Here is a 23,743-nt window from a genome sequence, read left to right on the forward strand (position 1 = left end):
GTCGCCTTTTTTGCGTCTTAAATATCCTGTTTGTATCAGTATCGACACTTTTTTACCGCAGAGCCTCAAGCATAGCGCTTTTCCTGTCGATACTTCTCTATTCGCTGACCTCGGACGGTTGCTGCTGGCGTGATCGGCTTGTTACCGGGAGGCAGGTTTCCGGATTCAACAACAATGCAAGGAAGAAGCAAATGGCAGTGATTTATGGGACGAGTGAAGCCGATGTCATGAGCGGCAGTGAAGGCAACGACGAGCTCTTCGGACTGGAATCGGATGATCAGATCTGGGGGACTGCCGGAGCCGATCTGCTGGATGGTGGCGAGGGTTTTGATTTTGTGGATTATCGAATCATGTCTTCGGGCGTCAGCGTCGATATCCGCCAAGGGCTTGCCAGCGTCACGAAGGCAGATGGTTCCATTGACACGCTGGTTGCCATCGAAAAAGTGGTCGGCAGCTTCCTCGATGACACCCTTGCCAGTTCGGTTTCCGGCGTCACGCTGGAAGGCAGTGGCGGGGATGACGTTTACGTCATCGGCAGTGAGGGCGTGACGATCATCGAAGACGAGCGCGGCGGCTACGACGAGTTGCGCACCAGCGTTAACATCCAGAAGATGGACCCGTTCCTCGACAAAATGACCTTCACCGGAACCGGCGACTTCAAGGGCTACGGCAATGCCGAGCACAACGTGATCATTGCCGGCGCCGGTAATGACTGGCTGTGGGGTGGCGACGGCGGCGATCAGTTCATTGGCGGTGAAGGATTCGATACCGTCAGCTACACCGACAGCCTTGAAGGCGTCAGTATCGAGCTCTCGAGCATTTGGGGCGCCACTGGTATTGCATTCGGCGATACCTACTCGAGCATCGAGGCCGTGCAGGGTTCGAATTTCAACGATGTGATCTTCGCCGGCGCAAGCGCAATGGTCATGGACGGTGCCGATGGCTTTGACGCCGTCGATTACAGCCGTTCCAACGACGCGGTCAGCATCGAGTTTCGTGATGGCAAGGGCTTCGGTTCCGGCGACTACGCCGAGGGCGACACCTTGATCAATGTGGAAAAGGTTATCGGGACTAACCTGGACGATCACTTCACTGCCAACTCGGGCGGCGTGACCTTCGAAGGTGGCTGGGGCAGCGACGTCTACACGATCAACAGCGAGGGTGTGACCATCGTCGAGACAGACTCAGGCATGGGGTTTGACGAGCTGTACACCAGCCTGTCGGTCATGAAGATGGATCCGTTCATCGAGCAAATGACCTACACCGGTACAGCCGATTTCACCGGTTATGGCAACGATTCCGACAACTACATCTTCGGCGGCAGCGGCGATGACCTGTTCTACGGTGGCGCCGGACGGGATGTCTTCGTGGGCGGCGCGGGAACGGACATCGTCAGCTATGAGGACAGCGACACGGGTGTGCTGGCCACGCTGTGGAGAATCGGCCAGAACGGCACGGCTGACGGTGACACGCATTACGATGTCGAAGGCTTGCGTGGCAGCCATTTTAACGATGAGCTGGGTGCCAACAGGGAAGATACGATTCTGGAAGGCAGCAGTGGTGACGATACCCTGAACGGCAACGATGGCAACGATCATCTCTATGGCGGGCTGAAGTCCGGTCTCGACGGCGACGCGGCGCAGGCTGACAAATTGTTCGGCGGCAACGGCGATGACGTCATCGTTAGTGCTGCGAATGACCTGGGCACTGTGGCGGAGGGTGGACAAGGCAGTGACACCATCACGGTCCACAACGGCAGTGCCTTTGGTGATGACGGTTTTGACGTGCTCACCGGCACCGGCAACAGTTATCTGTTGTCAGGTGGCAGTGGCAACGACGTGCTGAACCTCAATCTCACGGGGCAGTCGGGCACTGGCGGCATCGCATTGGGCGGTATGGGTGACGATACCTATATCGTGAACACCACTGGGTTGGTATCGATTCAGGACGAGGGCTGGGATATCAATGACACCCTGATCCTGAACAGCATCGCCAATATCAGCCAGTTGAACGTCACCCGCATCGGTGACGACGCCTATCTGCATGGTGCCAACGACGGCAGCGCCGGCGTTCCCGACAACGGCGTGAAGCTGCAAGGCTGGTACGCCGGGTACAACAACATCGAACATCTGCAGACCGCTGACGGCCAGTCCTACGACCTGCCGGCCACGATCGATGGATTCGCGATGTTTGGCTGATCCGTCCGATTCATTGAAGTGGCTTGATGAAGGGGATGATTCCGGCAACGGACTCATCCCTTTTTCATGCCTTGAACTCCCGCCGACGCAGCGCTCGCGGAGCTGGCGCGTTTCCTGCAAGTCCCCCTCAAATCGCCATAAAACGAGCGCTCGCGGTCATCGCAGCGGCGCCGCAGGCGGCAAAAGGGTTAGCCAGACGGCCCGCATCGCTCAACCAAGCCATGCGCAGCCCGGTGACGAACGAGAGGGGAGACGATGAAGGCAGTTATTTTGGCGGGTGGCCTCGGCACGCGCATCAGTGAAGAGTCGCACCTCAAGCCCAAGCCCATGATCGAGATCGGCGGCAAGCCAATTCTCTGGCACATCATGAAGCAGTATTCCGCTCACGGAATCCACGACTTCGTGATTTGCCTGGGCTACAAGGGCTACGCGATCAAGGACTTCTTCGCCAACTACTTCCTGCACACCTCCGACGTCACGTTCGACATGCGCAATAACCGCATGGACGTGCACCAGAACTACAGCGAGCCGTGGAGCGTCACCCTGATCGACACCGGCGAGGAAACCATGACCGGTGGCCGTCTGCTGCGTGCCGGGCGTTACCTCAAGGATGAAGAGGCGTTCTGCTTCACCTACGGCGACGGCGTTTCCGACATCAACATTGCTCAACTCGTCGATTACCACAAAGCCCACGGTCGCCTGGCCACCGTCACCGCGGTGCAGCCGCCGGGACGTTACGGCGCCCTCGAGCGGCAAGGCGATCAGGTGCTGGGTTTCACCGAGAAACCGCGCGGCGACGGTGGCTGGATCAACGGCGGCTTCTTCGTGCTGTCACCCAAAGTCCTGTCCTATATCGCTGGCGATGAAACCACTTGGGAAGCCGAGCCGCTGGCGCGTCTGGCTCAGGAAGAACAGTTGAACGCCTTCGAACACGAAGGCTTCTGGCATCCGATGGACACCCTGCGCGACAAGAACCACCTCGAAGCGCTGTGGCAGAGCGGGGAGGCCCCATGGAAGCAATGGGCCTGAGTGCGGATTTCTGGCGCGGCAAACGCGTACTGATTACCGGCCACACCGGTTTCAAAGGCAGCTGGCTGACCCTGTGGCTGCAAAGCCTCGGCGCGCACGTCAGCGGTTTTTCGCTGGATCCGTCGACCGAACCGAGCCTGTATGAACTGGCGCGGGTTCACGAAGGGATCAACGATCAACGTGGCGATCTGCGTGATCTCGGCGCGTTGCTGGAGATCATCGCCGACACCGAGCCGGAGATCGTCTTGCATCTGGCTGCGCAGCCACTGGTGCGTGAAGGTTATCGCGACCCGCTGGGTACTTATTCCAGCAACGTCATGGGCACGCTGAACCTGCTCGAAGCGATCCGCCAAGTCGGTTGCGTGCGCGCCTGCGTGCTGGTGACCACCGACAAGGTCTACGCCAACAAGGAATGGCTGTGGCCGTACCGCGAAGACGAAGCCCTCGGCGGTCACGATCCTTACAGCAGCAGCAAGGCTTGCTGTGAACTGTTGGCACAGTCTTACGCCGCGTCGTTTTTCCCGGCCGACAAGTACGCTGAACACGGTCTGGCCCTGGCCACCGCGCGCGCCGGCAACGTCCTGGGTGGCGGCGATTTTGCCCCTGAACGGCTGATTCCCGACGTGCTCAAGGCCTGGACCGCAGACGAGCCGGTGACCCTGCGTTACCCGCAAGCCGTGCGCCCGTGGCAGCACGCGCTGGAACCGCTGGCCGGTTACCTGCAACTGGCTGCCGGCCTCTACGAGCAAGGCCCGGAATACGCCGGGGCGTGGAACTTCGGCCCTGGCGAGGCCGACATGTGCAGCGTCGGCGAAGTGGTCGAACTGCTTGCCAACCGCTGGCCACAGGCACGCGGTTTGCGCATCGAAAAAAGCGAACTGCACGAGGCCGGTCTGTTGCGTCTGGACAGCAGTCGCGCCCGTCAGGTGCTGGGCTGGCAGCCACGCTGGACCTTGCAGCAATGCCTGACCCAGACCCTCGACTGGCATCTGGCGTGGCAGAACGGCGATGACATGCGCAACGTCACTCTCGGCCAACTGAACCTGTACCGAGGCGCGCTGTGAGCGAGTTTTCCTTGAAACAGCTGCCGCTGGCGGGGCTGTTCAACGTCCAGCACAAGCGCTTCGAAGATCAGCGCGGGCACTTCGCTAGGCTGTTCTGCGAGGGCAGCCTGAGCGCGTTCGGCCGCGAATTTCATATCCGCCAGATCAACCATTCCTGCACCCGTGAAAAGGGCAGCGTGCGCGGTCTGCATTACCAGAACGCCAACGCTCCGGAAGCCAAGCTGATCACCTGCCTGCGCGGTGAAGTGTGGGACGTGGCGGTGGATCTGCGTCCGGATTCCGAGACCTTTCTGCACTGGCACGCCGAGCACCTCAAGGCTGGCGACGGTCGCAGCCTGTTGATTCCGGCCGGGTTTGCTCACGGTTTTCAGACCCTGACCGAAGACGCCGAACTGCTTTACCTGCACAGCGCCGACTATGCGCCGGAGCACGAGGGCGGCTTGTCGGTGAACGATCCACGGCTGGCGATTGCCTGGCCGTTGCCTGTCAATAATTTGTCAGCGCGGGATTCTAGCCATCCCGCGCTCGATCAACACTTTGCCGGAGTGCGTCTATGAACTGCCGTGGGTGCGCCGCACCGCTGAGCCTGCCGCTGATCGACCTCGGCACCTCGCCACCGTCCAACGCCTACGTGCACGCCGAGCGCCTGGAACAGGCCGAGCAATGGGTGCCGCTCAAGGTCGCCGTGTGCCAGCAATGCTGGCTGGTGCAGACCGAGGATTACACCCGCGCCGACAGCCTGTTCGACGCCGAGTACGCCTATTTCAGTTCGTTCTCCAGCACCTGGCTGGCCCACGCCGAGCGCTATGTCGCCGAGATGGTCGAGCGCTTTGACCTGAGCGCCGACAGCCGTGTGGTCGAAGTCGCAGCCAACGACGGTTACCTGCTGCAGTACGTCGCCGCTCGCGGCATTCCGTGTCTGGGTGTCGAGCCGACCCGCAGCACCGCGCAAGCGGCGCGGGAAAAGGGCCTAGAGATTCGTGAAGTGTTCTTCGGTTGCGACAGCGCTGCGCAACTGCACAGCGAAGGTTGGGGCGCCGACCTGATGGCCGCCAACAATGTGCTCGCGCATGTGCCGGACATCAATGATTTCCTCGGTGGTTTCGCCACGCTGCTCAAGCCGACCGGCGTCGCTACCTTCGAATTTCCGCAACTGCTGACGCTGATGGCCGGCGCGCAGTTCGACACGCTGTACCACGAACACTATTCGTACCTGTCGCTGACCGCCGTGCAGACTTTGTGCGAGCGCAATGGTCTGGAAGTGTTCGACGTCAGTCAGTTGAGCACCCATGGCGGTTCGCTGCGGGTGTTCGTGCAGCGCCAGGACGGTGAGCGTCGTGCGGTGCAGCCAGCGGTGCAGCAACAGTTGCAGGCTGAGCTCGCTGCCGGGGTGAAAACCCCTGAGTACTACGCGACCCTCGCGCCGGCTGCCGAACGCATCAAGCATGAACTGCTGCGCTTCCTGTTGCAGGCCAAGGTCGAGGGCAAGCGTGTGGTCGGTTACGGCGCGGCGGCCAAGGGCAACACCTTGCTCAACTACGCCGGGATCAAACCGGATCTGCTGGCGTGGGTGGCCGATGCCAACCCGCACAAGCAGGGCAAGTTTTTGCCGGGCAGTCGTATTCCGATTGTCGCGCCGGCGCAGATCGACATCGAACAACCGGACTACGTGCTGGTGTTGCCGTGGAACCTGCTGCACGAAGTCAGTCAGCAACTGGGGCAAGTGCGTCAGTGGGACGGGCGCTTCGTGATCGCCGTGCCTGAGATGAAAGTCCTGTGAAAGTCCTGGTCACCGGGGCCACGGGCTTCGTCGGTCGGCATCTGGTCGCGGCGTTGCTGGCGCGCGGCTGCGCGGTACGGGCGGTGGCGCGTAATGTCGAGACCGCGGCGAGCATGCAGTGGATCAACGACGTCGAATTCGTCGCGGCGGATATTCACGCGTCGGATCTCGACATTGCGGCGCTCACCGACGGTATCGACGTGCTGGCGCACTTGGCCTGGCCGGGGTTGCCGAACTATCGGGCGCTGTTCCATTTCGAGCACAACCTGATGGCCGACTACCGCTTTATCAAAGGCGCGGTCGAGGCGGGCGTACCGCAAGTCCTGGTAACCGGCACCTGCTTCGAGTACGGCATGCAAAGCGGCCCGCTCAGCGAAAGTGTCGAGCCGCAGCCGAGCAATCCTTATGGTCTGGCCAAACACACGCTGCAGCTGTTTTTGCAAAATCTGCAGCAGGAAAAACCGTTCACCTTGCAGTGGGCGCGCCTGTTCTACCTGCATGGCGAAGGGCAGAACCCCAACAGTCTGCTGGCGGCGCTGGACCGGGCGATCGATAGCGGCGATGCGTCATTCAACATGTCTGGCGGCGAGCAGCTGCGGGACTTTTTGCCGATCGCCAGCGCCGCCGATTACCTCGCCGCGATCGTCCATCAGCGCGATTTCAACGGCGTGATCAATTGCGCCAGCGGCCAGCCGGTATCGGTGCGCGCACTGGTTGAACAACGTCTGCGCGAGCGCGGTGCGGCACTGAATCTGAACCTCGGCCATTACCCCTATCCGACCCATGAACCGATGGCGTTCTGGGCCGTGACCGAGCGTTTGCAACAGCTACTGGGAGAACCGCAATGAGGCACGAGTTGTATCGGGTCACCGACCTGCCGGTGTTGCAGAACCGCACCTTTGCCGACCCTGAATCGGCAAAGGCGTCGGCCAGCGCCGACATGCTGCTGGTGCAGGATGAGCGCAGCGGCCTGATCTTCAACGCCGCGTTCGATGCCGACAAGCTCAGCTATGACGCCGACTATCAGAACGAACAGGCCCATTCGGGCCAGTTCCAGAAGCACCTGAGCGACGTCGAAGGCATCATCGCCAAACACTTCAAGGGCCAGGAGCTGATCGAGGTCGGCTGCGGCAAGGGCTACTTTCTTGAGTTGCTCAAGGGCCTCGGTTATTCGATCACCGGGATCGATCCGGCCTACGAAGGCGAAAACGCCGACGTGATCAAGGCGCCGTTCACCCGAGGTCTAGGCCTGGCAGCTGACGCCATTGTCCTGCGCCATGTGCTGGAACACATCGAAGACCCGGTCAGCTTTCTGGCGGTGATCGCCGAAGCCAATCAGGGCGGGCAGATCTACATCGAAGTGCCGTGCTTCGACTGGATTCTCGAGCACAAGGCCTGGTTCGACTTGTTCTACGAGCACGTCAATTATTTCCGCCTCGATGACCTGCGCCGGATGTTCGGCACCGTGCACGAGGCCGGCCACCTGTTTGGCGGCCAGTACCTGTACATCGTCGCCGACCTGTCGACGTTGCGCCTGACCCCGGATCAACCGGTGCCACGCCTGACGCTGCCGGACGGTTTCACGGCGAGCCTTGAGCGTGCAGTGCAGATCATCCAGTCCGCACCTGAACAGGGTTCGGCGATCTGGGGCGCGTCGTCCAAAGGCGTGATCTATTCGCTGTTCCTGCAGCGCGCGGGTGTCGCGGTGGATCGCGTGGTGGATATCAACCCCGCCAAGCAGGGACGTTATCTGCCACTGAGCGGCGCGCGGGTGTCCTCGCCGCAAGAGGCCATGGATGCCTTGCCCGAAGGCGCCAACCTGTTTGTGATGAACTCCAATTACCTCGAAGAAATCAAGCGGATGACCGGTGGACGTTACGTCTATCACGCCGTTGACAGCGCTTCGTTCCAGTGACCCTTGAGATTTTGAAAATGACCGACAACAGCATCAACAAAGCCTTCGAAGCCGAGTGCCGGGAACAGATCGCCCAGCAGGGTGACGACCAGAAACTGACTGGCCTGGCCCGTGATTTCTTCAACGAATCGGCCAAACACAAGTACAGCTATCACTTCTCGTGGATGGGCCGCCCGATCATCCAGCTGCCGCAGGACATGATGGCAATGCAGGAGATCATCTGGCAGGTCAAGCCGGATCTGGTCATCGAGTGCGGCATCGCCCACGGCGGTTCGATCATCTATTACGCCTCTCTGCTGGAACTGCAAGGTCACGGCGAAGTGCTGGGCATCGACCTCGACATCCGCCCGCACAACCGTGAAGCGATCGAAAGCCACCCGATGGCCAAGCGCATCAAGATGATCGAAGGTTCGAGCATCGACCCGGCCATCGCCGCTCAGGTGCAGGCTGCGGCCAAAGGCAAGAAGGTCATTCTGGTGCTCGACTCCAACCACACCCACGACCACGTGCTCGAAGAGCTGCGCCTGTATGCGCCGCTGGTGTCGGTCGACAGCTACTGCGTGGTGATGGACACCGTGGTTGAAGACATGCCGGCCGATTTCTTCCCGGATCGCCCATGGGGCCCGGGCGACAACCCGAAAACCGCGGTGTGGAAGTACCTGGAAGAGAATCAGGACTTCGAGATCGACCAGCAGTTGCAGAACAAGCTGCTGATCACCGTGGCGCCGGACGGCTATCTGCGTCGCGTTCGTTAATTCGCACCATCACCAAAGCGTTATCTCGGCGAGTCGCCGGTTGTGGAGAGAAGTTATGCAAGGCAAGTACAGTTCTGAACTGACGCTACCGCTCAACGAGCTGTTGACCGTGGTGCTGATTACTCATAATCGGCCGGCGTTCCTGCGTCGGGCGGTGAAGTATTACAGCAGCTTGCCCTGCCGGATCATGGTGCTGGATTCCACACCCGAGCGGCCGGAAGGGGATTTTTCCGCCGTCGATTACCATCACGTGCCGCAGTTCGCCTACTGGGGTATGCAGGCCAAACTGGCGTACGGTGTAGAGCGACTGACCACGCCGTACATGGTGCTGGCGGCTGACGACGATTTCATCCTGCATGATTCGCTGGCCGAGTCCGTCGGTTTCCTTCAGGCGAATCCGGACTATGGCATGTGCCACGGCTATTGCCTGATGTACCTGACGCTGTCGGGTGGAGTGAGCTATTACCGCCGCGACAAGAAAGTCCAGGAAGACTATGCGTCCGAGCGGGCTCAGGATCGGGTTATCGACTACATGAGTCAGTACATCCCGCCGTTTTATGCGGTGACCCGTACTGATCTGATGAAAACCTGGCACTCGGCATTGCCGGCGGGGACCAATTTCCAGTGGCAGGAAATCGGCCACGTGTACTTCCTGCTGGCGAGTGCCAAGGCGCGGATTCTGCCGATGCCCTATGTGGTGCGCGAGATCAACTATGGCAATTCCGAGCACAGCACCGAGGTGTATCACTCGCTGACCTATGTTGATGCCAAATCGGTCGCCGAGCGTGAAGCCTTTGCCGAGTTCCTTGCCTCACTGCCCACCGGCATCAAGGATCTTGATGCGCAAGAGGGGAAGGCGTTTGCCCTGCAGAGCTTCGAGGCGATGGTTGACAGTCTGCAAAGCGGCAGGGCACTCACGGCGGAGCTGATTATCCAGTCCACCTGGAATCAGTCGCTCAAGAGGCCTGACCGGCGGTTCGGGCCTTTGCAGTACGTCGAGATGCCGTTCTACAACCAGCCATTTTTCGATCGTCTCGAACAGTTCGAATTCATGCTGCACGCCATGCCCGCCGGGCGCATTCAACTGCGGGACCTGGAGGGTGTGTGGACCCGTCAGGCGCACTTGCTGCAGGCGCGCAACAACGATACCCCGGAAAGTGTTCTGGATCGTTTGTGGCAGGCGCACGACCTGAATGCGTTCAACCGCACCGTGGTCAAGCGTCTGGCGCAACAGCTGGAACTGGCCGGCGAGGACGAAGAAGCGCAGAACATGCGCGACTGGAATGCTCGTCTCGATGCGTTGACGGTGGAAGACCATCATCAGGTATTCGACCAGACGCAGTCGGGTCGACTGCTCAAGTGGCTGGATTCGCGTCAGGCCGATGGCGCTCAGTTGGCATCGATTGCCGAGCACCTGTCGGTCAACGGCGGTGGCCCGCAGTTCGGCATTTTCCTGCTGGATCTGGACAACGACATCGACAAGTTGCAGGTCAGCCTCGACAGTTTGCTTGAAGGTCAATGCAAGGCTTTCAGAATTGTCGTGTTCACCACCGGCGAAGCACCGGCGGCTACCACGGCGCAGAACACTTTGCACTTTGTCCGGGTTACGCCGGCCAACCTGGTCGACAAACTCAATCAGAGTGCCAGTCAGTCGCCGTGCGACTGGGTGCTGCTGGCTGAGGCGGGCGATGAGTTCACCGCCAGTGGTTTGTTGCGCGCCAGTCTGGAGTTGATGTCCGCGGGCGATTGCCGTGCCGTTTCCACCGACGAGATCCAGCGCGGGGAGAAGGGCGCGCTGGTGGATGTGTTCCGTCCCGGCTTCAACCTCGATCTGCTCTTGAGCCTGCCGGGGCTGATGGCACGGCACTGGCTGGTGCGCCGTGACACGTTGGTCGAGGTGGGTGGCTACCGCGCCGATTTCAACAAGGCGCTGGAATTTGACGTGCTGCTGCGCATCATCGAAGAGCACGGTTTGAACAGCCTGGCCCACCTCGACGAACCGCTGCTGATCACCGAAGCCGCGTCGCTGGAAGAAAACGCGCATGAGCGTCTGGCGCTGTTGCGCCACCTGGGCAATCGCGGTTACAAGGCCAAGGTCACCTCGGCGGTGCCGGGCATTTATCAGATCGATTACCACCACAGTGATCGTCCCCTGGTATCGATCGTGATTCCGGCCGGCGATGACCTGCCAGCCTTGCAACGCTGTCTCGAAGGGGTGCAGCTGCGCACCCGTTATTACCATTACGAGATCCTGATCGCCACCACGGCCACGCAGTCAGCCCAGGTCAACGACTGGCTGGGTACTTACCAGCATCCGAAAGTCCAGGTGCTGCGTGCCGAGCAATCGCTGAGCGTACCGGCATTGCTCAACGCTGCCAGCCGCCAGGCGCAGGGCGAGTATCTGGTATTGCTCGCGGCCGACGCGGAAGTGGTCAACCCGAACTGGCTGGACTCGCTGCTCAACCATGCCCTGCGTCCGGAAATCGGCGTGGTTGGGCCGAAGCTGGTCGATCGCGACGGCAAACTCAGCCAGGCCGGGCTGATCCTCGGTATGAATGGCGGGGTGGGTTCGGCGTTCGTCGGTGAGAAACATGATGCCGACGGCTATCTGTACCGGTTGTCGGTGGAGCAGAACTGCTCGGCGGTATCGAACGTGTGCCTGATGGTGCGCAAAGAACTGTTTGAAGCGCTGGGTGGTCTGGACGACAGCACATTCGGCGACGCTTTCAACGATGTCGATCTGTGTCTGAAAGCCGCTCAGGCCGGTTACCTCACGGTATGGACGCCATCGGTGCAGGTCCTGCATCAAGGCGCGATTGCCCAGGCACCCCGGGCACTGGCCGCGCTACAGGAAAAATGGGCCGCCGCGTTCGCTCAGGATCAGGCGTACAACGCCAACCTGAGCCTGAGCGGCAAAGGGTATGGTCTGAACGACAGTGCGTCGCTGGACTGGTCGCAGTTACTCGCTTGAGTCCGTCGGACAAGCAACAGGAATCAGCACATGTTCAACGGTAAATCGATCTTCATCTCTGGCGGCACCGGCTCGTTCGGGCGCAAATTCATCGCCCGTCTGCTTGAGCAATACCAGCCCAAGCGCGTGGTGGTGTTCTCCCGCGATGAGCTCAAGCAGTACGAAATGCAGCAGACGTTCAACGCGCCGTGCATGCGCTACTTTCTCGGTGACGTACGCGACGCCGACCGTCTGCGGCAGGCCATGCGCGGCATCGACTACGTGGTGCACGCGGCGGCGCTCAAGCAGGTGCCGGCGGCGGAGTACAACCCGACCGAGTGCATCCGCACCAACGTCAATGGTGCGGAGAACATCATCGCCGCCGCCATCGACAATGGCGTGAAGAAAGTCGTCGCGCTGTCCACCGACAAGGCCGCCAGCCCGATCAACCTGTACGGCGCGACCAAGCTGCTCTCGGACAAGTTGTTCGTCGCCGCCAACAACATTGCCGGCGAACAACAAACGCGTTTTGCCGTGGTGCGCTACGGCAACGTGGCGGGCTCGCGGGGTTCGGTGGTGCCGTTCTTCAGCAAGCTGATTGCCGACGGTGCGCAGGAGCTGCCGATCACCGACGAGCGTATGACGCGCTTCTGGATCACCCTCGATCACGGCGTGCAGTTTGTCCTCGATAGCTTTGCGCGGATGCACGGCGGCGAAGTGTTCGTGCCGAAGATCCCGTCGATCCGCATCGTCGATCTGGCGCGAGGCATGGCCGAGCATCTGCCGCACAAGAACGTCGGTATTCGTCCCGGGGAAAAACTGCATGAACTGATGGTGCCGCTGGACGATGCGCGGATGACCCTGGAATTCGAGGATCACTACACCATCCAGCCTTCCATCCGCTTTACCAGCGTCGATGTCGATTTCTCCATCGACAAGCTTGGCGAACATGGCCGGCCGGTGAGTGAAGATTTCGAATACCGCTCCGACACCAATCCGCACTACCTCACGGTCGGGCAGATCGCCGAGCTGCACGCGAAGTTGTCGGCATGATTCCCTACGGTCGGCAGAGCGTTGATCAGGCGGACATCGATGCAGTGGTCGAGGTTTTGCAATCGGACTGGTTGACTCAGGGCCCGACCATCGAGCGTTTCGAGCAGGCAATGGCTGCACGCTGCCAGGCCGACTTCGCCGTGGCGGTGTGCAACGCCACGGCGGCGCTGCACATCGCTTGCCTCGCTGCCGGCCTGGGCCCGGGCGACCGTTTGTGGACCTCGCCGAACACTTTTCTGGCCTCAGCCAACTGCGGGCGCTATTGCGGCGCCGAGGTGGATTTCGTCGACATCGATCCGCTGACCTGGAACCTCGATGCTTATGCTCTCGCCGCGAAGCTCGATCAGGCCGAGCAGGACGGCACACTGCCGAAAGTGTTGGTGGCGGTGGCGTTCTCTGGGCAGAGCTGCGACCTGCGCAAGATTGCCGAACTGGCCGAGCGCTACAACTTCACGGTGATCGAAGACGCCTCGCACGCGGTGGGCGCCAGCTACGCCGGGCGTCCGGTGGGTTGCGGGGAGTTTGCGGCGATGACCGTGTTCAGTTTCCACCCGGTGAAGATCATCACCAGTGCCGAAGGCGGCATGGTCCTGACCAATCGCCCGCAACTGGCGGAGCGCCTGCAACGCTTGCGCAGCCATGGCATGACCCGCGATCCGCAGCAGATGAGCGAACCCAGCCACGGCCCGTGGTATTACCAGCAGATCGAGCTGGGCTTCAATTACCGGATCACCGATTTGCAAGCGGCGCTGGGTCTGTCGCAACTGGCCAAACTGGACGGGTTTATCGCCCGTCGCCGCGAACTGGCGGCGCGTTACGACCGGTTGCTGGCCTACCTGCCACTGACCTTGCCCAGCGCGCAGCCGGAGGCGGAATCGGCGTGGCACCTGTACGTGGTGCGCCTGCAGACCGAACGCATCGGCCTGACCCATCGTCAGGTGTTCGAAGGCTTGCGTGCCGCCGGTATCGGCGTGAACCTGCACTATATTCCTGTGCATTTGCAGCCGTACTATCGCGACCTGGGTTTTGCCGAAGGCGACTTCCCCGAAGCCGAGCGTTATTACGCCGAGGCGATCAGCCTGCCGCTGTATCCGCTGCTCAGTGATGAGCAGCAGGATCATGTGGTCGAGCAATTGCGCCGGCTGACCGAATAAACCCCGCTGCGGCGGCGAATGAGACTGTGCAATGCGTGATCTGAGTGAGCAGGAAAAATTCTGGCAGGGCGATTTCGGCAACCAGTACGTCGATCGTAACGTCGGTCAGCCGCTGGTCGCGGCCAACCTGGCGTTATTCGCCAAGGCCCTGAGCCGCGCCGGGCGCATCGACAGTGTGGTTGAGCTGGGCACCAATGCCGGCAACAACCTGCAGGCGCTGCGTCAACTGCTGCCGCACAGTGAATTGTTCGGCGTCGAGATCAATGAAAGCGCCTGCGCGCAGGCGCGGGCACTGGGCATCGCGCAGATCTGGCACGGCTCGCTGTTCGACTTTCCGCGCGAGCGCAGTTACGACCTGACCCTGAGCAAAGGCGTGCTGATCCATCTGGCGCCGGAGCTGCTGCCGACTGCCTATGCGCAGTTGTATGCGTTGAGCCAGCGCTACATCCTGATCGCCGAGTACTACAACCCGGTGCCGGTGGAAGTGTCCTATCGCGGCAACAGCGGCAAGCTGTTCAAGCGCGATTTCGCCGGGGAAATGCTTGATCGTTATGCCGATCTGCAATTGCTCGATTACGGCTTTGGTTATCACCGTGACCCGCAATTCCCGGTGGACGACATCACCTGGTTCCTGCTGGAAAAACGTCCTTGAACAGCGTCGCAATCATCCCGGCCCGTGGTGGCAGCAAGCGCATCCCGCGCAAGAATCTGCTGACGTTCGACGGCGTGCCGATGATTGTCCGCTCGATCCGAACGGCGCTTGACAGTGGCCTGTTCGAACAGGTGGTGGTCAGTACCGATGACGCGGAAATTGCCGAGCTGGCGCTGGCTCACGGTGCGCAAGTGCCGTTCCTGCGCCCGGCTGAACTGGCGGATGATTTCACCGGCACCGCTGCGGTGATCGTACATGCCTTGCAGCAACTGCCAGCCTTCGATTACGCCTGCTGCGTGTACGCCACGGCGCCGTTGTTGCAGGCGCGATTTCTGCGCGAGGGATTCGAGTTGTTGCAGCAGCATCCGCAGAAGTCGTTTGCTTTTTCGGTGTGCAGCTTTGGTTTCCCCGTGCAGCGGGCGCTGACGCTGGACGGGCAGGGCGCATTGACCGCGTTGTACCCGGAATTCCGCCAAACCCGCTCGCAGGATCTGCCCGAAGCCTTTCAGGACGCCGGCCAGTTCTACTGGGGCCGCAGCGAAGCGTGGTTGCGCGGTGAAGTGTTGTATTCGTCCGTGAGTCTGCCGGTGATTCTGCCGCGACATCTGGTGCAGGACATCGACACGCTGCAAGACTGGAAACGCGCCGAATACCTCTACGCCGCGCTCAAGGCCGGCGGAGAACTGCAATGAGAGTGCTGATCCGCGCTGACGCTTCGCCGACCATCGGCAGTGGCCACATTGCCCGTTGCCTGACGCTGGCGCGGGTGCTGCGCAAGCAAGGCAGTCATGTCGCGTTTGCCTGTCGGCGGTTGCCCGGGCATCGGCTCGATGCCTTGGCTGCCGAAGGTTTCGAGACCTTCGCCTTGCCGGACTTCTACCCCGACGAAGACCCGCAGCAAGCCATCGAATCGATGCTGCCGTGGCAGGCAGACATCGAGGCGCTGGACGCCTTGCTGGCAGGTCACGCCGCATTCGACTGGATCATCGCCGACCACTACGGCCTCGATCATCACTGGCAAACCGCAGCGCGCCGTTGGGCACCTCGGATCGCGGCAGTAGACGATCTCGCCACTCGCCGTTACAGCGTTGATCTGCTGCTCAATCAGAACCTGTCCGGTCTCAGCGCAAACTATGCGCCGCTGCTGCCCGAAGGCTGCCGTACCTTGCTCGGCCCGCGCTACGCCATGTTGCGCGAAGAGTTCGTCTGCCCGGCCATTGCGATCAAGCCCAAGGCGCGGCGGGTGCTGGTGAATTTCGGTGGTTTCGATGCGGCGATGCAGACCCATCACGCGATGTTGGCGCTGAAGGACTTCACCGAACTGGAAGTGGATTTCGTCTCCGGTGCAGACAACCCGGCGTGGGCGCAAATGCAGGCACTGGCCGCAACACGGCCGCATTGGCGCCTGCACAGTTTCGTCAGCGATTTCCAGCAGCGCATGACCGCGGCCGATCTGTTTATCGGCGCCGGTGGCGGCACCAGTTGGGAGCGCGCGGCGCTGGGCCTGCCGACCCTCTGCATCGCGGTATCGAACAATCAGCAGGCCAACGGCGAAGTGATGGCGGCGGCGGGGGCGCATGTGTTCATGGGTGCTCGCGAGCAGGTCAGCGTCGAACAACTGCGCGACGCCATCGGTTTTGTCGTCGACAATGTCTATCTGCGCCAGAGTCTGGCCGAGCGTTCACGGCAACTGGTCGATGGGCGCGGTGCGTTGCGCGTGGCGGCAGCGCTGGCCGGAGCCGTGCTCACGCTGCGCCCGGCGACCCTCGATGATGCGCAATTGCTGTTCGACGGGCGCAATGCCGAGGCTGTGCGGCGCTGGTCACTGGACACGGCTGCAATCGAATGGCCGCAGCACCTGAACTGGCTGACGGCGAGCCTGCGCAACCCGCAGCGTCTGCTGTTGATTGCCGAGGCCGATGACGGCCCGGTCGGCGTCTTGCGTTATGACTTGCGTGGATTCGAGGCTGAAGTGTCGCTGTATCTGCTGCGCGGGCGTTTTGGTCTGGGCTGGGGCAGGGCGCTGCTGGCGCGAGGTGAGGTGTTCGTCCGCGAGCACTGGCCGCAGATGACCGCCATTACCGCTCAGGTGCTGCCGGGCAATCGTCCGTCTTTGAATGTGTTTCGTGACGCCGGATTCACCCAGAGTGCCTGCGCGTTCACTAAGGTTTTGAAGGATCACCGCGATGAGTAGTTTCAAGATTGGAGAGTGTCTGATCGGTGCCGATGCGCCGCCGTTCATCATTGCCGAGATGAGCGGCAACCATAACCAGTCGCTGGAGCTGGCGCTGCAGATTGTCGAAGCCGCCGCCAAGGCTGGGGCGCATGCCTTGAAGCTGCAGACGTACACCGCGCAGACCATGACCCTGGATCTGGCCGAGGGCGAGTTTTTCATCAAAGACCCGAATAGCCTGTGGGCGGGTACTTCGCTGTACGACCTGTATGAGAAGGCCCACACCCCGTGGGAGTGGCACGCGCCGATTTTCGCTCGGGCCAAAGAACTGGGCATGCTCGCGTTCTCGACGCCGTTCGATGACACGGCGGTGGACTTTCTCGAAAGCCTCGACGTGCCGGCATACAAGATCGCCAGTTTCGAAAACACCGACCTGCCGTTGATCCGTCGTGTGGCGGCGACCGGCAAACCGCTGATCATCTCCACCGGCATGGCCAGCATCGCCGAGCTCGACGAAACCGTGCGCGCCGCCCGCGAGGCGGGATGCAAGGATCTGGTGCTGCTCAAGTGCACCAGCACTTACCCGGCAACGCCGCTCAACAGCAACGTGCGCACGATCCCGCATCTGCGTGAACTGTTCGGTTGTGAAGTCGGGCTGTCCGATCACTCCATGGGCGTGGGTGTGTCCGTGGCCGCCGTGGCACTCGGGGCAACGGTGGTGGAAAAGCACTTTACCCTCGACCGTTCGGCAGGTGGCGTCGACGCCAGTTTCTCGCTGGAGCCTGCGGAGCTGGCCAGTCTGGTGGTCGAAACCGAACGCGCCTGGCAAGCCATGGGCCAGGTGCATTACGGCGTCACCGAGGCCGAGCGCAAGTCGCTGGTCTATCGCCGCTCGCTGTACGTCACTGCCGACATGGCGGCCGGTGAGCCCTTTTCCGGGGACAATCTGCGCGCCATTCGCCCTGGTCTCGGTCTGCCGCCCAAGCACACCGATGCCGTCCTCGGTCGCCGCGCTCGTCAGGCGATCAAACGCGGCACGCCGCTGGACTGGTCGTTGGTCGAATAACCCGATCTGCCACCGATTCGGCAAAATAGCGTGACCTGCGAGTCATAACGCGCATCTTCACTGTATTGTATTGACCGGGGAGATGGCGCCTGGCCGTGTATTCGGTTCCAGTGATAGCCCTTTGCGCTCCCCGTGGCTGCCCGTTGTGGCGGCCGTTTTCTGTTTGTCGGCGCCCCTCGAATCCTTGCGAGCGGTGGTTTTGGGCTGTTTTTTATTGGGAAGCCGTAATGATTGGCATAAAAAGCATTGCGAGCTACGTTCCTGTAGCCGGCGTGGACAATTACGCACAAGGTGCAAAATTCGAGAAGGATGAAGAATTCATCCTTGGCAAAATCGGTTCGGCCTTCCTGCCGCGCAAAGATGCTGAACAGGAAACCTCCGATCTGTGCGTGGAAGCGGCCAATGCGCTGTTTGCCAGCAACCCTGAATTGAAACGTGAATCAATCGACGCGTTGATCGTCGTCACCCAGAACGGTGACGAAGAAGGTCTGCCGCACACCGCTGCGATTGTCCAGGACAAACTCGGTCTGCCGACAAGTGTTGCGGCGTTCGACATTTCCCTGGGCTGCTCCGGTTACGTCTACGGCATTTACGCGATCAAGGGCTTCATGGAAGCCGCCGGCCTGAAGAACGGCCTGCTGATCACCGCTGACCCGTATTCGAAAATCGTCGACCCGGAAGACCGCAACACCACCATGCTCTTCGGCGATGCCGCCACGGCGACCTGGATGGGCGAAGACCCGGCCTGGGCGTTGGGCAAGGCCAAGTTCGGCACCGACGGTTCCGGCGCGCCACACCTGAAAGTCACCGATGGCGTGTTCTTCATGAACGGCCGTCAGGTGTTCAACTTCGCGCTGCTCAAAGTCCCGGCGCACTTGCACGAATTGCTCGACGACTCCGGCCTCAAGGCTGACGACATCGACGCCTTCTGCATTCACCAGGGCAGTGCGGCGATTGTCGATGCGGTGGCCCGGCGTTTCGAAGGCGAGCCGGAGAAGTTCATCAAGGATATGGTCGAGACCGGCAATACCGTGTCGTCGAGCATCCCGCTGCTGCTGGAAAAACACGTACTCGATTCCGACTGGCAGCGCATTGCCCTGAGCGGTTTCGGTGTCGGTCTGTCGTGGGGCTCGGCGATCATCTATCGTCCTTGAGTCGGTCAAAAACGGCGGATACAAAAATAGCGTTCAAGGTTACCCTTGAACGCTATTTTTTTTGCCTGAATGGAGCGCTAGGCGGCATGAGCGAGTTTTTCCAACCCAACGCCCAGGTCATCCAGCAACGCTGGCCGGCGTTGTTCGAGCGGCTGATGGCGGAAGACAGTTCAGCTCTTCAGGCCGAGCTGGTGCAGGGCTTGGGCTCGACGCTCAGCGTCAATGGCATTCAACTGACCAGTCGCCACGACCGCATCCATGAAGCCCGCATCCAGGCGGCCAGCCTGGCGGAAAAACCGCAGCTGCATGTGTATGGCACGGGTCTCGGTGATCTGCCAACGGTGCTGCTGGAGCGCGCCGGACTTGAGCGGTTGTACGTGCATATACTCAATGGCGCGTTGTTCGCCCTGGTGCTGCAACTGCTCGATCAACGCCAATGGCTGGAAGATCCGCGTGTGCAGCTGTTCTATGCCGGTGATCTGTCAGACATCTGCACACCGTTTTTCGCGTTGCCGGCGGAGGTGCTGCTGGCCGATGACTTCAACGCGAAGATCCGCGATCGGCTGGTCAGCGAAGTGCACTTGAGCTTCAACAATCGTGAATTCGATCCACATTTGCCGTTCATTCAGCAGCGTCTGCAGGACTGTTTGCCGGTGTTGCTGGGCGATGATGATGTGGCGCAGTTGTTCGGCACGGCCAGTGGCCGGGAAGTCTATGTGATTGGCACCGGGCCGACGCTCGAAGGACATTTCCAGCGTCTGGCGGCGGTGCGCGCGCAGGCTGAACGTCCGTTGTTGATGTGTGTGGATACCGCTTACCGGCCATTGCGTGAGCACGGGATCGTCCCGGATCTGGTGGTCACCATTGATCAGCGCATCAGCTTCCGGCATCTGCCGTTCGAGGACTCCGCTGGCATCCCGCTGGTGTATCTGCCCATGAGCGATCCTGCGGTGTTGACCGCGTGGAAGGGCAAACGCTACGGCGGTTACTCGGCTAGCCCGGTTTACGCCGCGTTGCGCGAGCAATACCCGCGCGGACAACTGCATGTCGGTGGCAGCGTGATTCATCCGGCGGTGGATCTGGCAGTAAAGATGGGTGCATCGCGCATTACCCTGTTCGGCGCCGACTTCGCCTTCCCGATGAACAAGACCCATGCCGGCTGGAATGACGGTGATCTGGGGCCGGGGGTCGATCAGGCGCGGCATTGGGTGCAGGACGGCCATGGCCGGCGGGTCAGCACCCAGCTGAACTTTCGCGGCTATCTGTGTGTGCTGGAGCGCTATATCGCCGCGCATCCGCAGGTGCAGTTCTTCAACAGCAGTCGGGCAGGCGCACTGATCGCCGGGACACAGTTCAATCAGGAGTTTGTGCAATGACGACGATTGAGCAGTGCGTCGACGAGTGCCGTCAGTGCGCCGGGTTGTTTCGTCTGGGGCGTGACGTTGAGGCGGCGCTGGATATGGTCGAGGTGTTCGAGGGCGCGCAGCAGTTGCTGATGTCCGCGCCGGCGACGGTACAGCAGGACTGGGCCTTGGTACTCACGCAGATGTTCGACTGTCAGGAGCGTCAGGACTGGTTGGGCCTGGCTGACTGGATGGAGTACGAGTTGATCGAAGTGTTGCAAAAAGCACGATCGTCAAACTGACCGACCGCACTGGCCCGCGGCTTTGCGTGCGGGTCGGTTTTATGGCGTCATTTTTTCGCAGGTGGGGGCGCTAAGCCCTTGTTTTCTCGGGGGTGGCAGGGTGATGGCAAATTTTTTTCAAAAAGCCCTCAAGCAACCTGCCAACCCGACGATAACTATTACGAAGGTTCTCTAGGCCATTCCAGGCGGTTGCCAGGGCCGGAAGCCGCAGTACCCAACCAACGAGGAATTCGTCATGGCTTTAACAGTAAACACCAACACCACGTCGCTGAACGTTCAAAAGAACCTGAACCGCGCTTCCGACGCTCTGTCGACTTCGATGCAGCGCCTGTCTTCCGGCCTGAAAATCAACAGCGCTAAAGACGACGCTGCTGGCCTGCAGATCTCGAACCGTATGTCTTCGCAGATCCGTGGTAACACCCAAGCCATCCAGAACGCCAACGACGGTATCTCCGTTGCTCAGACCGCTGAAGGCGCTCTGCAAGCTTCGACCGACATCCTGCAGCGTATGCGTGAACTGGCTGTTAAAGCACGTAACGGCACCAACGGCACTGCTGACCAGACCGCAACCAACGCTGAATTCGCTCAGATGTCTGACGAAATCACCCGTATCTCGGCTGCTACCAACCTGAACGGCAAAAACCTGCTGGACGGTTCGGCTGGTACTGTGACCCTGCAAGTTGGCGCAAACACCGGTTCGGCTAACCACATCGACCTGGTACTGAGCTCCAAGTTCGACGCCGTCAGCCTGTCCGTAGGTAGCGGTACTGTAGTTCTGACCGGTACCACCGGTACTGGCGCTGGTTCTGCTTCGCAGAACATCGACAACGCGATCACTGCAATCGACGCCGCTATCGCTGCAATCGGTGCAACTCGTGCCAGCCTGGGTGCTTCGCAAAACCGTCTGACCAGCACCATCCAGAACTTGCAGAACATCACCGAGAACACCACTGCTGCACAAGGTCGCGTACAAGATACCGACTTCGCCGCAGAGACTGCTAACCTGACCAAGCAGCAAACCCTGCAACAGGCTTCGACCTCTGTTCTGGCTCAAGCCAACCAACTGCCTTCCGCTGTACTGAAGCTGCTTCAGTAATTCGGAATGAGTTTGGGCGGGAGGGTGCGCTGGTCGCGCTCTCTCGCTTTTTTACGTTAGGAGGTGATGAGCATGGACATGAGCGTAAAGCTTAACGTGTCTTATCCGGCTCCCAAGCCAGCGACACCTGTTGCTGACAAGCCGTCGGAGACGCCAAAAGTTGCATCGGCCGACGCTCCGGTCGCTGACAGGAAAAGTCAGCAAACGGATGACGCCAAGTTGAAGCTGGCCGTGCAAGAGATCGAGAAGTTCGTTCAATCGATCAAGCGTAACCTGGAGTTCTCGATCGACGAGCACTCTGGCAAGGTCATCGTCAAGGTGATCGCAAGCGAGACGGGTGAGGTCGTACGCCAGATCCCCTCCGCCGAAGCACTCAAGCTCGCAGACAGCCTCGCCAACGCAAGCCATGTGTTGTTCGACGCCAAAGTCTGATAGCTGGCATGAATAGTGTTTGTCTTTCTTGAATGACGCCTGGATGGGTCAAAAGTCTGGCAACAATCTGAAGGGAGATGCACATGGCAAGTCCAATTCTACCGGGTTCCGGACTGGGTTCCGGCCTGGACATCGGCGCGATCGTGACCGCGCTGGTCAACGCCGACAAGTCGCCGAAACAGACGCAGATCGATTCCGCGACCAAGACCAATACCCTGAAGATTTCCGGTGTCGGCACGTTGAAAAGTGCGCTGACCGCGTACCAGACGGCGATGACCAACCTGGGCAGCAAGACCAACCCGGCATTTGCCGGCTTCACGGCGACCTCGAGCAACACAGCGATTCTCGGCGCCACCTCCGATAACACCGCGGTGTCGGGGACTTACAACGTTGTTGTCAACCAATTGGCCACTGGCTCGAAAGTTGCCAGCGCTTCTTTCGCCGGCGGTGCTGCCAGTGCCATTCCGAGTGGTACCCTGAAAATCAGTCAGAATGGCACTGATTACAATGTCACGATCCCGGCCAATGCGACCTTGCAGAGCACGCGTGATGCGATCAACACGGCTCAGGGCGCCAATGGCATTTCTGCCAACATCGTGACTGACAGCAGTGGTGCTTCGCGCCTGGTGATCAGCTCCAACAAGACTGGCGCGGGTACCGATCTCTCTGTCAGCGGGATCGCCGGTCTGGAGATCGACGGTACTCAGTCGATGGGTACTAATCCGGCGGCAGGCGCCTCGGGCAACGTCAATGGCCTTGCACAAGATGCCAAGGTGACCATCGACGGCCTGCAGGTTTCCAGCAAAAGTAACACGGTCAGTGGTGCAATCAGCGGCCTGACCCTGAATCTGACCACTGTCAGCCCTGTCGTTGGTGGCGTTGCCACGCCGACCGTTGTCAGCGTCGATACCAACACCAAAGGGCTGCAGGCTTCGGTTCAGGCGTTTGTTGACGCCTACAACACCCTGAAGACCACCATCGACACCCTGTCCAAGGCGACACCGGACGCCGATGGCAAGCTGACGGTGCAGGCCGCTTTTACCGGTGACTCGTTGCCGCGCTCGCTGATCTCCGACATTCGTGGCCAGTTGACAGCTCCTGGTGCTGGTGCAGAGGGTTCTTTGTCCTATCTGTCGGAGATCGGTGTGATGACCGATCGCAACACCGGCAACCTGACGTTTGATACTGCTGCGTTCACCAAAACCATGGCTCAGCCCGGGAAGGCTGGCCAGGTGCAGCAGATGTTCACCGGGACTAACGATACCAACGGTCTGCTGGCGCGCATGAACAAGGCGGTGGATCCGTATCTGAAGGCACCTGCCGGTAGCGCACCTACTGCCGTAGGCCTGCTTGATCAGCGCATGTCCATCCTGAACAACAACACCAAGAGCCTGACCAGTCAGCAATTGGCGCTGGATTTGCGTGTGGCCAACCTGACCAAGACGTTGACGGCCAAGTACAACGCCATGGACTTGCTGGTAGGGCAGATGAAAGCGACGGCCAGTAACATCACGTCGTTCTTCAGCTCGCTGAACGCTCAGCAATCCGCGAAGTAACCCGCAAGAACGACAAAAACCCGGCTACGCTTTATCGGCGTGCGCCGGGTTTTTGTCTTTTGATCTAAAGT

The 23,743-nt window shown here is 60.5% G+C and carries 21 protein-coding genes; all 21 read left to right on the forward strand.

The genetic code is table 11. The features are described 5' to 3' along the window. Positions 1 to 191: 191 nt before the first annotated feature. The 21 genes from ACYZUM_RS04325 (at position 192) to fliD (ending at position 23,672) form a co-directional block, all read left to right on the forward strand. Positions 192 to 2,198 (forward strand): calcium-binding protein, encoded by a 2,007-nt coding sequence (locus ACYZUM_RS04325; RefSeq protein ID WP_108182024.1) that lies wholly within the window; start codon positions 192 to 194, stop codon positions 2,196 to 2,198. Positions 2,199 to 2,453: 255 nt separating this feature from the next. After that, complete coding sequence (gene rfbF / locus ACYZUM_RS04330; protein ID WP_108182025.1) at positions 2,454 to 3,227, forward strand: glucose-1-phosphate cytidylyltransferase; 774 nt, start codon at positions 2,454 to 2,456, stop codon at positions 3,225 to 3,227. Next, entirely contained in the window at positions 3,209 to 4,291 is a 1,083-nt protein-coding gene (rfbG, locus tag ACYZUM_RS04335) for a CDP-glucose 4,6-dehydratase (RefSeq protein WP_108182026.1), read from the forward strand. The genes rfbF and rfbG overlap by 19 nt, the downstream gene beginning before the upstream one ends. Then, a complete protein-coding gene (locus ACYZUM_RS04340) occupies positions 4,288 to 4,848 on the forward strand; it encodes a dTDP-4-dehydrorhamnose 3,5-epimerase family protein (RefSeq protein ID WP_108182027.1) in 561 nt (186 codons plus the stop codon). Before rfbG ends, ACYZUM_RS04340 begins: the two co-directional genes overlap by 4 nt. Continuing rightward, positions 4,845 to 6,071, forward strand: a complete 1,227-nt coding sequence (locus ACYZUM_RS04345; protein WP_108182028.1) for a class I SAM-dependent methyltransferase — start codon at positions 4,845 to 4,847, stop codon at positions 6,069 to 6,071. The genes ACYZUM_RS04340 and ACYZUM_RS04345 overlap by 4 nt, the downstream gene beginning before the upstream one ends. Next, positions 6,068 to 6,919, forward strand: a complete 852-nt coding sequence (locus ACYZUM_RS04350) for an NAD-dependent epimerase/dehydratase family protein (protein WP_108182029.1) — start codon at positions 6,068 to 6,070, stop codon at positions 6,917 to 6,919. The genes ACYZUM_RS04345 and ACYZUM_RS04350 overlap by 4 nt, the downstream gene beginning before the upstream one ends. Next, a complete protein-coding gene (locus ACYZUM_RS04355) occupies positions 6,916 to 7,986 on the forward strand; it encodes a class I SAM-dependent methyltransferase (RefSeq protein ID WP_108182030.1) in 1,071 nt (356 codons plus the stop codon). Before ACYZUM_RS04350 ends, ACYZUM_RS04355 begins: the two co-directional genes overlap by 4 nt. A 17-nt stretch (positions 7,987 to 8,003) precedes the next feature. After that, complete coding sequence (locus ACYZUM_RS04360) at positions 8,004 to 8,741, forward strand: cephalosporin hydroxylase family protein (protein ID WP_047292500.1); 738 nt, start codon at positions 8,004 to 8,006, stop codon at positions 8,739 to 8,741. A 55-nt stretch (positions 8,742 to 8,796) separates the two neighbouring features. Next, on the forward strand, positions 8,797 to 11,712 hold the full coding sequence (locus ACYZUM_RS04365) for a TIGR00180 family glycosyltransferase (protein WP_108182031.1): 2,916 nt from the start codon (positions 8,797 to 8,799) through the stop codon (positions 11,710 to 11,712). 30 nt (positions 11,713 to 11,742) lie between these two features. Beyond that, positions 11,743 to 12,744, forward strand: a complete 1,002-nt coding sequence (gene pseB, locus ACYZUM_RS04370) for a UDP-N-acetylglucosamine 4,6-dehydratase (inverting) (protein WP_108182032.1) — start codon at positions 11,743 to 11,745, stop codon at positions 12,742 to 12,744. Next, positions 12,741 to 13,898, forward strand: coding sequence for a UDP-4-amino-4,6-dideoxy-N-acetyl-beta-L-altrosamine transaminase (gene pseC, locus ACYZUM_RS04375; protein ID WP_108182033.1), 1,158 nt, complete (start codon positions 12,741 to 12,743; stop codon positions 13,896 to 13,898). The genes pseB and pseC overlap by 4 nt, the downstream gene beginning before the upstream one ends. 31 nt (positions 13,899 to 13,929) lie before the next feature. Then, positions 13,930 to 14,550 (forward strand): pseudaminic acid biosynthesis-associated methylase, encoded by a 621-nt coding sequence (locus ACYZUM_RS04380; RefSeq protein ID WP_047292509.1) that lies wholly within the window; start codon positions 13,930 to 13,932, stop codon positions 14,548 to 14,550. Continuing rightward, positions 14,547 to 15,242 carry a pseudaminic acid cytidylyltransferase gene (pseF, locus tag ACYZUM_RS04385; RefSeq protein ID WP_108182034.1) on the forward strand — a complete coding sequence of 232 codons (696 nt, stop codon included), beginning with the start codon at positions 14,547 to 14,549 and terminating at the stop codon, positions 15,240 to 15,242. Before ACYZUM_RS04380 ends, pseF begins: the two co-directional genes overlap by 4 nt. Next, entirely contained in the window at positions 15,239 to 16,744 is a 1,506-nt protein-coding gene (gene pseG, locus ACYZUM_RS04390; protein WP_108182035.1) for a UDP-2,4-diacetamido-2,4,6-trideoxy-beta-L-altropyranose hydrolase, read from the forward strand. Before pseF ends, pseG begins: the two co-directional genes overlap by 4 nt. Next, positions 16,737 to 17,789, forward strand: coding sequence for a pseudaminic acid synthase (gene pseI, locus ACYZUM_RS04395; protein WP_108182036.1), 1,053 nt, complete (start codon positions 16,737 to 16,739; stop codon positions 17,787 to 17,789). Before pseG ends, pseI begins: the two co-directional genes overlap by 8 nt. A 227-nt stretch (positions 17,790 to 18,016) precedes the next feature. Next, the gene (locus ACYZUM_RS04400) at positions 18,017 to 18,943 is read left to right on the forward strand and encodes a ketoacyl-ACP synthase III (RefSeq protein ID WP_108182037.1); all 927 of its coding nucleotides are present in this window, start codon (positions 18,017 to 18,019) and stop codon (positions 18,941 to 18,943) included. 86 nt (positions 18,944 to 19,029) lie between these two features. Next, positions 19,030 to 20,319, forward strand: a complete 1,290-nt coding sequence (locus ACYZUM_RS04405; protein ID WP_108182038.1) for a motility associated factor glycosyltransferase family protein — start codon at positions 19,030 to 19,032, stop codon at positions 20,317 to 20,319. Next, positions 20,316 to 20,588: a hypothetical protein gene (locus ACYZUM_RS04410; protein ID WP_108182039.1), complete on the forward strand. Its 273-nt coding sequence runs from the start codon at positions 20,316 to 20,318 to the stop codon at positions 20,586 to 20,588. The genes ACYZUM_RS04405 and ACYZUM_RS04410 overlap by 4 nt, the downstream gene beginning before the upstream one ends. Before the next feature lie 235 nt (positions 20,589 to 20,823). Beyond that, complete coding sequence (locus ACYZUM_RS04415) at positions 20,824 to 21,684, forward strand: flagellin domain-containing protein (RefSeq protein WP_007958307.1); 861 nt, start codon at positions 20,824 to 20,826, stop codon at positions 21,682 to 21,684. A gap of 72 nt (positions 21,685 to 21,756) precedes the next feature. After that, complete coding sequence (locus ACYZUM_RS04420; protein ID WP_047292524.1) at positions 21,757 to 22,116, forward strand: flagellar protein FlaG; 360 nt, start codon at positions 21,757 to 21,759, stop codon at positions 22,114 to 22,116. A gap of 83 nt (positions 22,117 to 22,199) precedes the next feature. Beyond that, on the forward strand, positions 22,200 to 23,672 hold the full coding sequence (fliD, locus tag ACYZUM_RS04425; RefSeq protein ID WP_047292526.1) for a flagellar filament capping protein FliD: 1,473 nt from the start codon (positions 22,200 to 22,202) through the stop codon (positions 23,670 to 23,672). The last annotated feature ends 71 nt before the right edge of the window (positions 23,673 to 23,743 follow it).

This window comes from Pseudomonas sp. m6p, from assembly GCF_055760375.1.

Bases quoted from the DNA above. Each gene is read 5' to 3' on its own strand.
- ACYZUM_RS04355 (WP_108182030.1), top strand. From the start codon at position 6,916: ATGAGGCACGAGTTGTATCGGGTCACCGACCTGCCGGTGTTGCAGAAC.
- rfbG (WP_108182026.1), top strand. From the start codon at position 3,209: ATGGAAGCAATGGGCCTGAGTGCGGATTTCTGGCGCGGCAAACGCGTA.
- ACYZUM_RS04365 (WP_108182031.1), top strand. From the start codon at position 8,797: ATGCAAGGCAAGTACAGTTCTGAACTGACGCTACCGCTCAACGAGCTG.
- ACYZUM_RS04415 (WP_007958307.1), top strand. From the start codon at position 20,824: ATGGCTTTAACAGTAAACACCAACACCACGTCGCTGAACGTTCAAAAG.
- pseB (WP_108182032.1), top strand. From the start codon at position 11,743: ATGTTCAACGGTAAATCGATCTTCATCTCTGGCGGCACCGGCTCGTTC.
- ACYZUM_RS04410 (WP_108182039.1), top strand. From the start codon at position 20,316: ATGACGACGATTGAGCAGTGCGTCGACGAGTGCCGTCAGTGCGCCGGG.
- fliD (WP_047292526.1), top strand. From the start codon at position 22,200: ATGGCAAGTCCAATTCTACCGGGTTCCGGACTGGGTTCCGGCCTGGAC.
- ACYZUM_RS04345 (WP_108182028.1), top strand. From the start codon at position 4,845: ATGAACTGCCGTGGGTGCGCCGCACCGCTGAGCCTGCCGCTGATCGAC.
- ACYZUM_RS04405 (WP_108182038.1), top strand. From the start codon at position 19,030: ATGAGCGAGTTTTTCCAACCCAACGCCCAGGTCATCCAGCAACGCTGG.
- ACYZUM_RS04380 (WP_047292509.1), top strand. From the start codon at position 13,930: ATGCGTGATCTGAGTGAGCAGGAAAAATTCTGGCAGGGCGATTTCGGC.
- pseI (WP_108182036.1), top strand. From the start codon at position 16,737: ATGAGTAGTTTCAAGATTGGAGAGTGTCTGATCGGTGCCGATGCGCCG.
- ACYZUM_RS04400 (WP_108182037.1), top strand. From the start codon at position 18,017: ATGATTGGCATAAAAAGCATTGCGAGCTACGTTCCTGTAGCCGGCGTG.
- ACYZUM_RS04325 (WP_108182024.1), top strand. From the start codon at position 192: ATGGCAGTGATTTATGGGACGAGTGAAGCCGATGTCATGAGCGGCAGT.
- pseG (WP_108182035.1), top strand. From the start codon at position 15,239: ATGAGAGTGCTGATCCGCGCTGACGCTTCGCCGACCATCGGCAGTGGC.
- ACYZUM_RS04420 (WP_047292524.1), top strand. From the start codon at position 21,757: ATGGACATGAGCGTAAAGCTTAACGTGTCTTATCCGGCTCCCAAGCCA.
- pseC (WP_108182033.1), top strand. From the start codon at position 12,741: ATGATTCCCTACGGTCGGCAGAGCGTTGATCAGGCGGACATCGATGCA.
- ACYZUM_RS04360 (WP_047292500.1), top strand. From the start codon at position 8,004: ATGACCGACAACAGCATCAACAAAGCCTTCGAAGCCGAGTGCCGGGAA.
- rfbF (WP_108182025.1), top strand. From the start codon at position 2,454: ATGAAGGCAGTTATTTTGGCGGGTGGCCTCGGCACGCGCATCAGTGAA.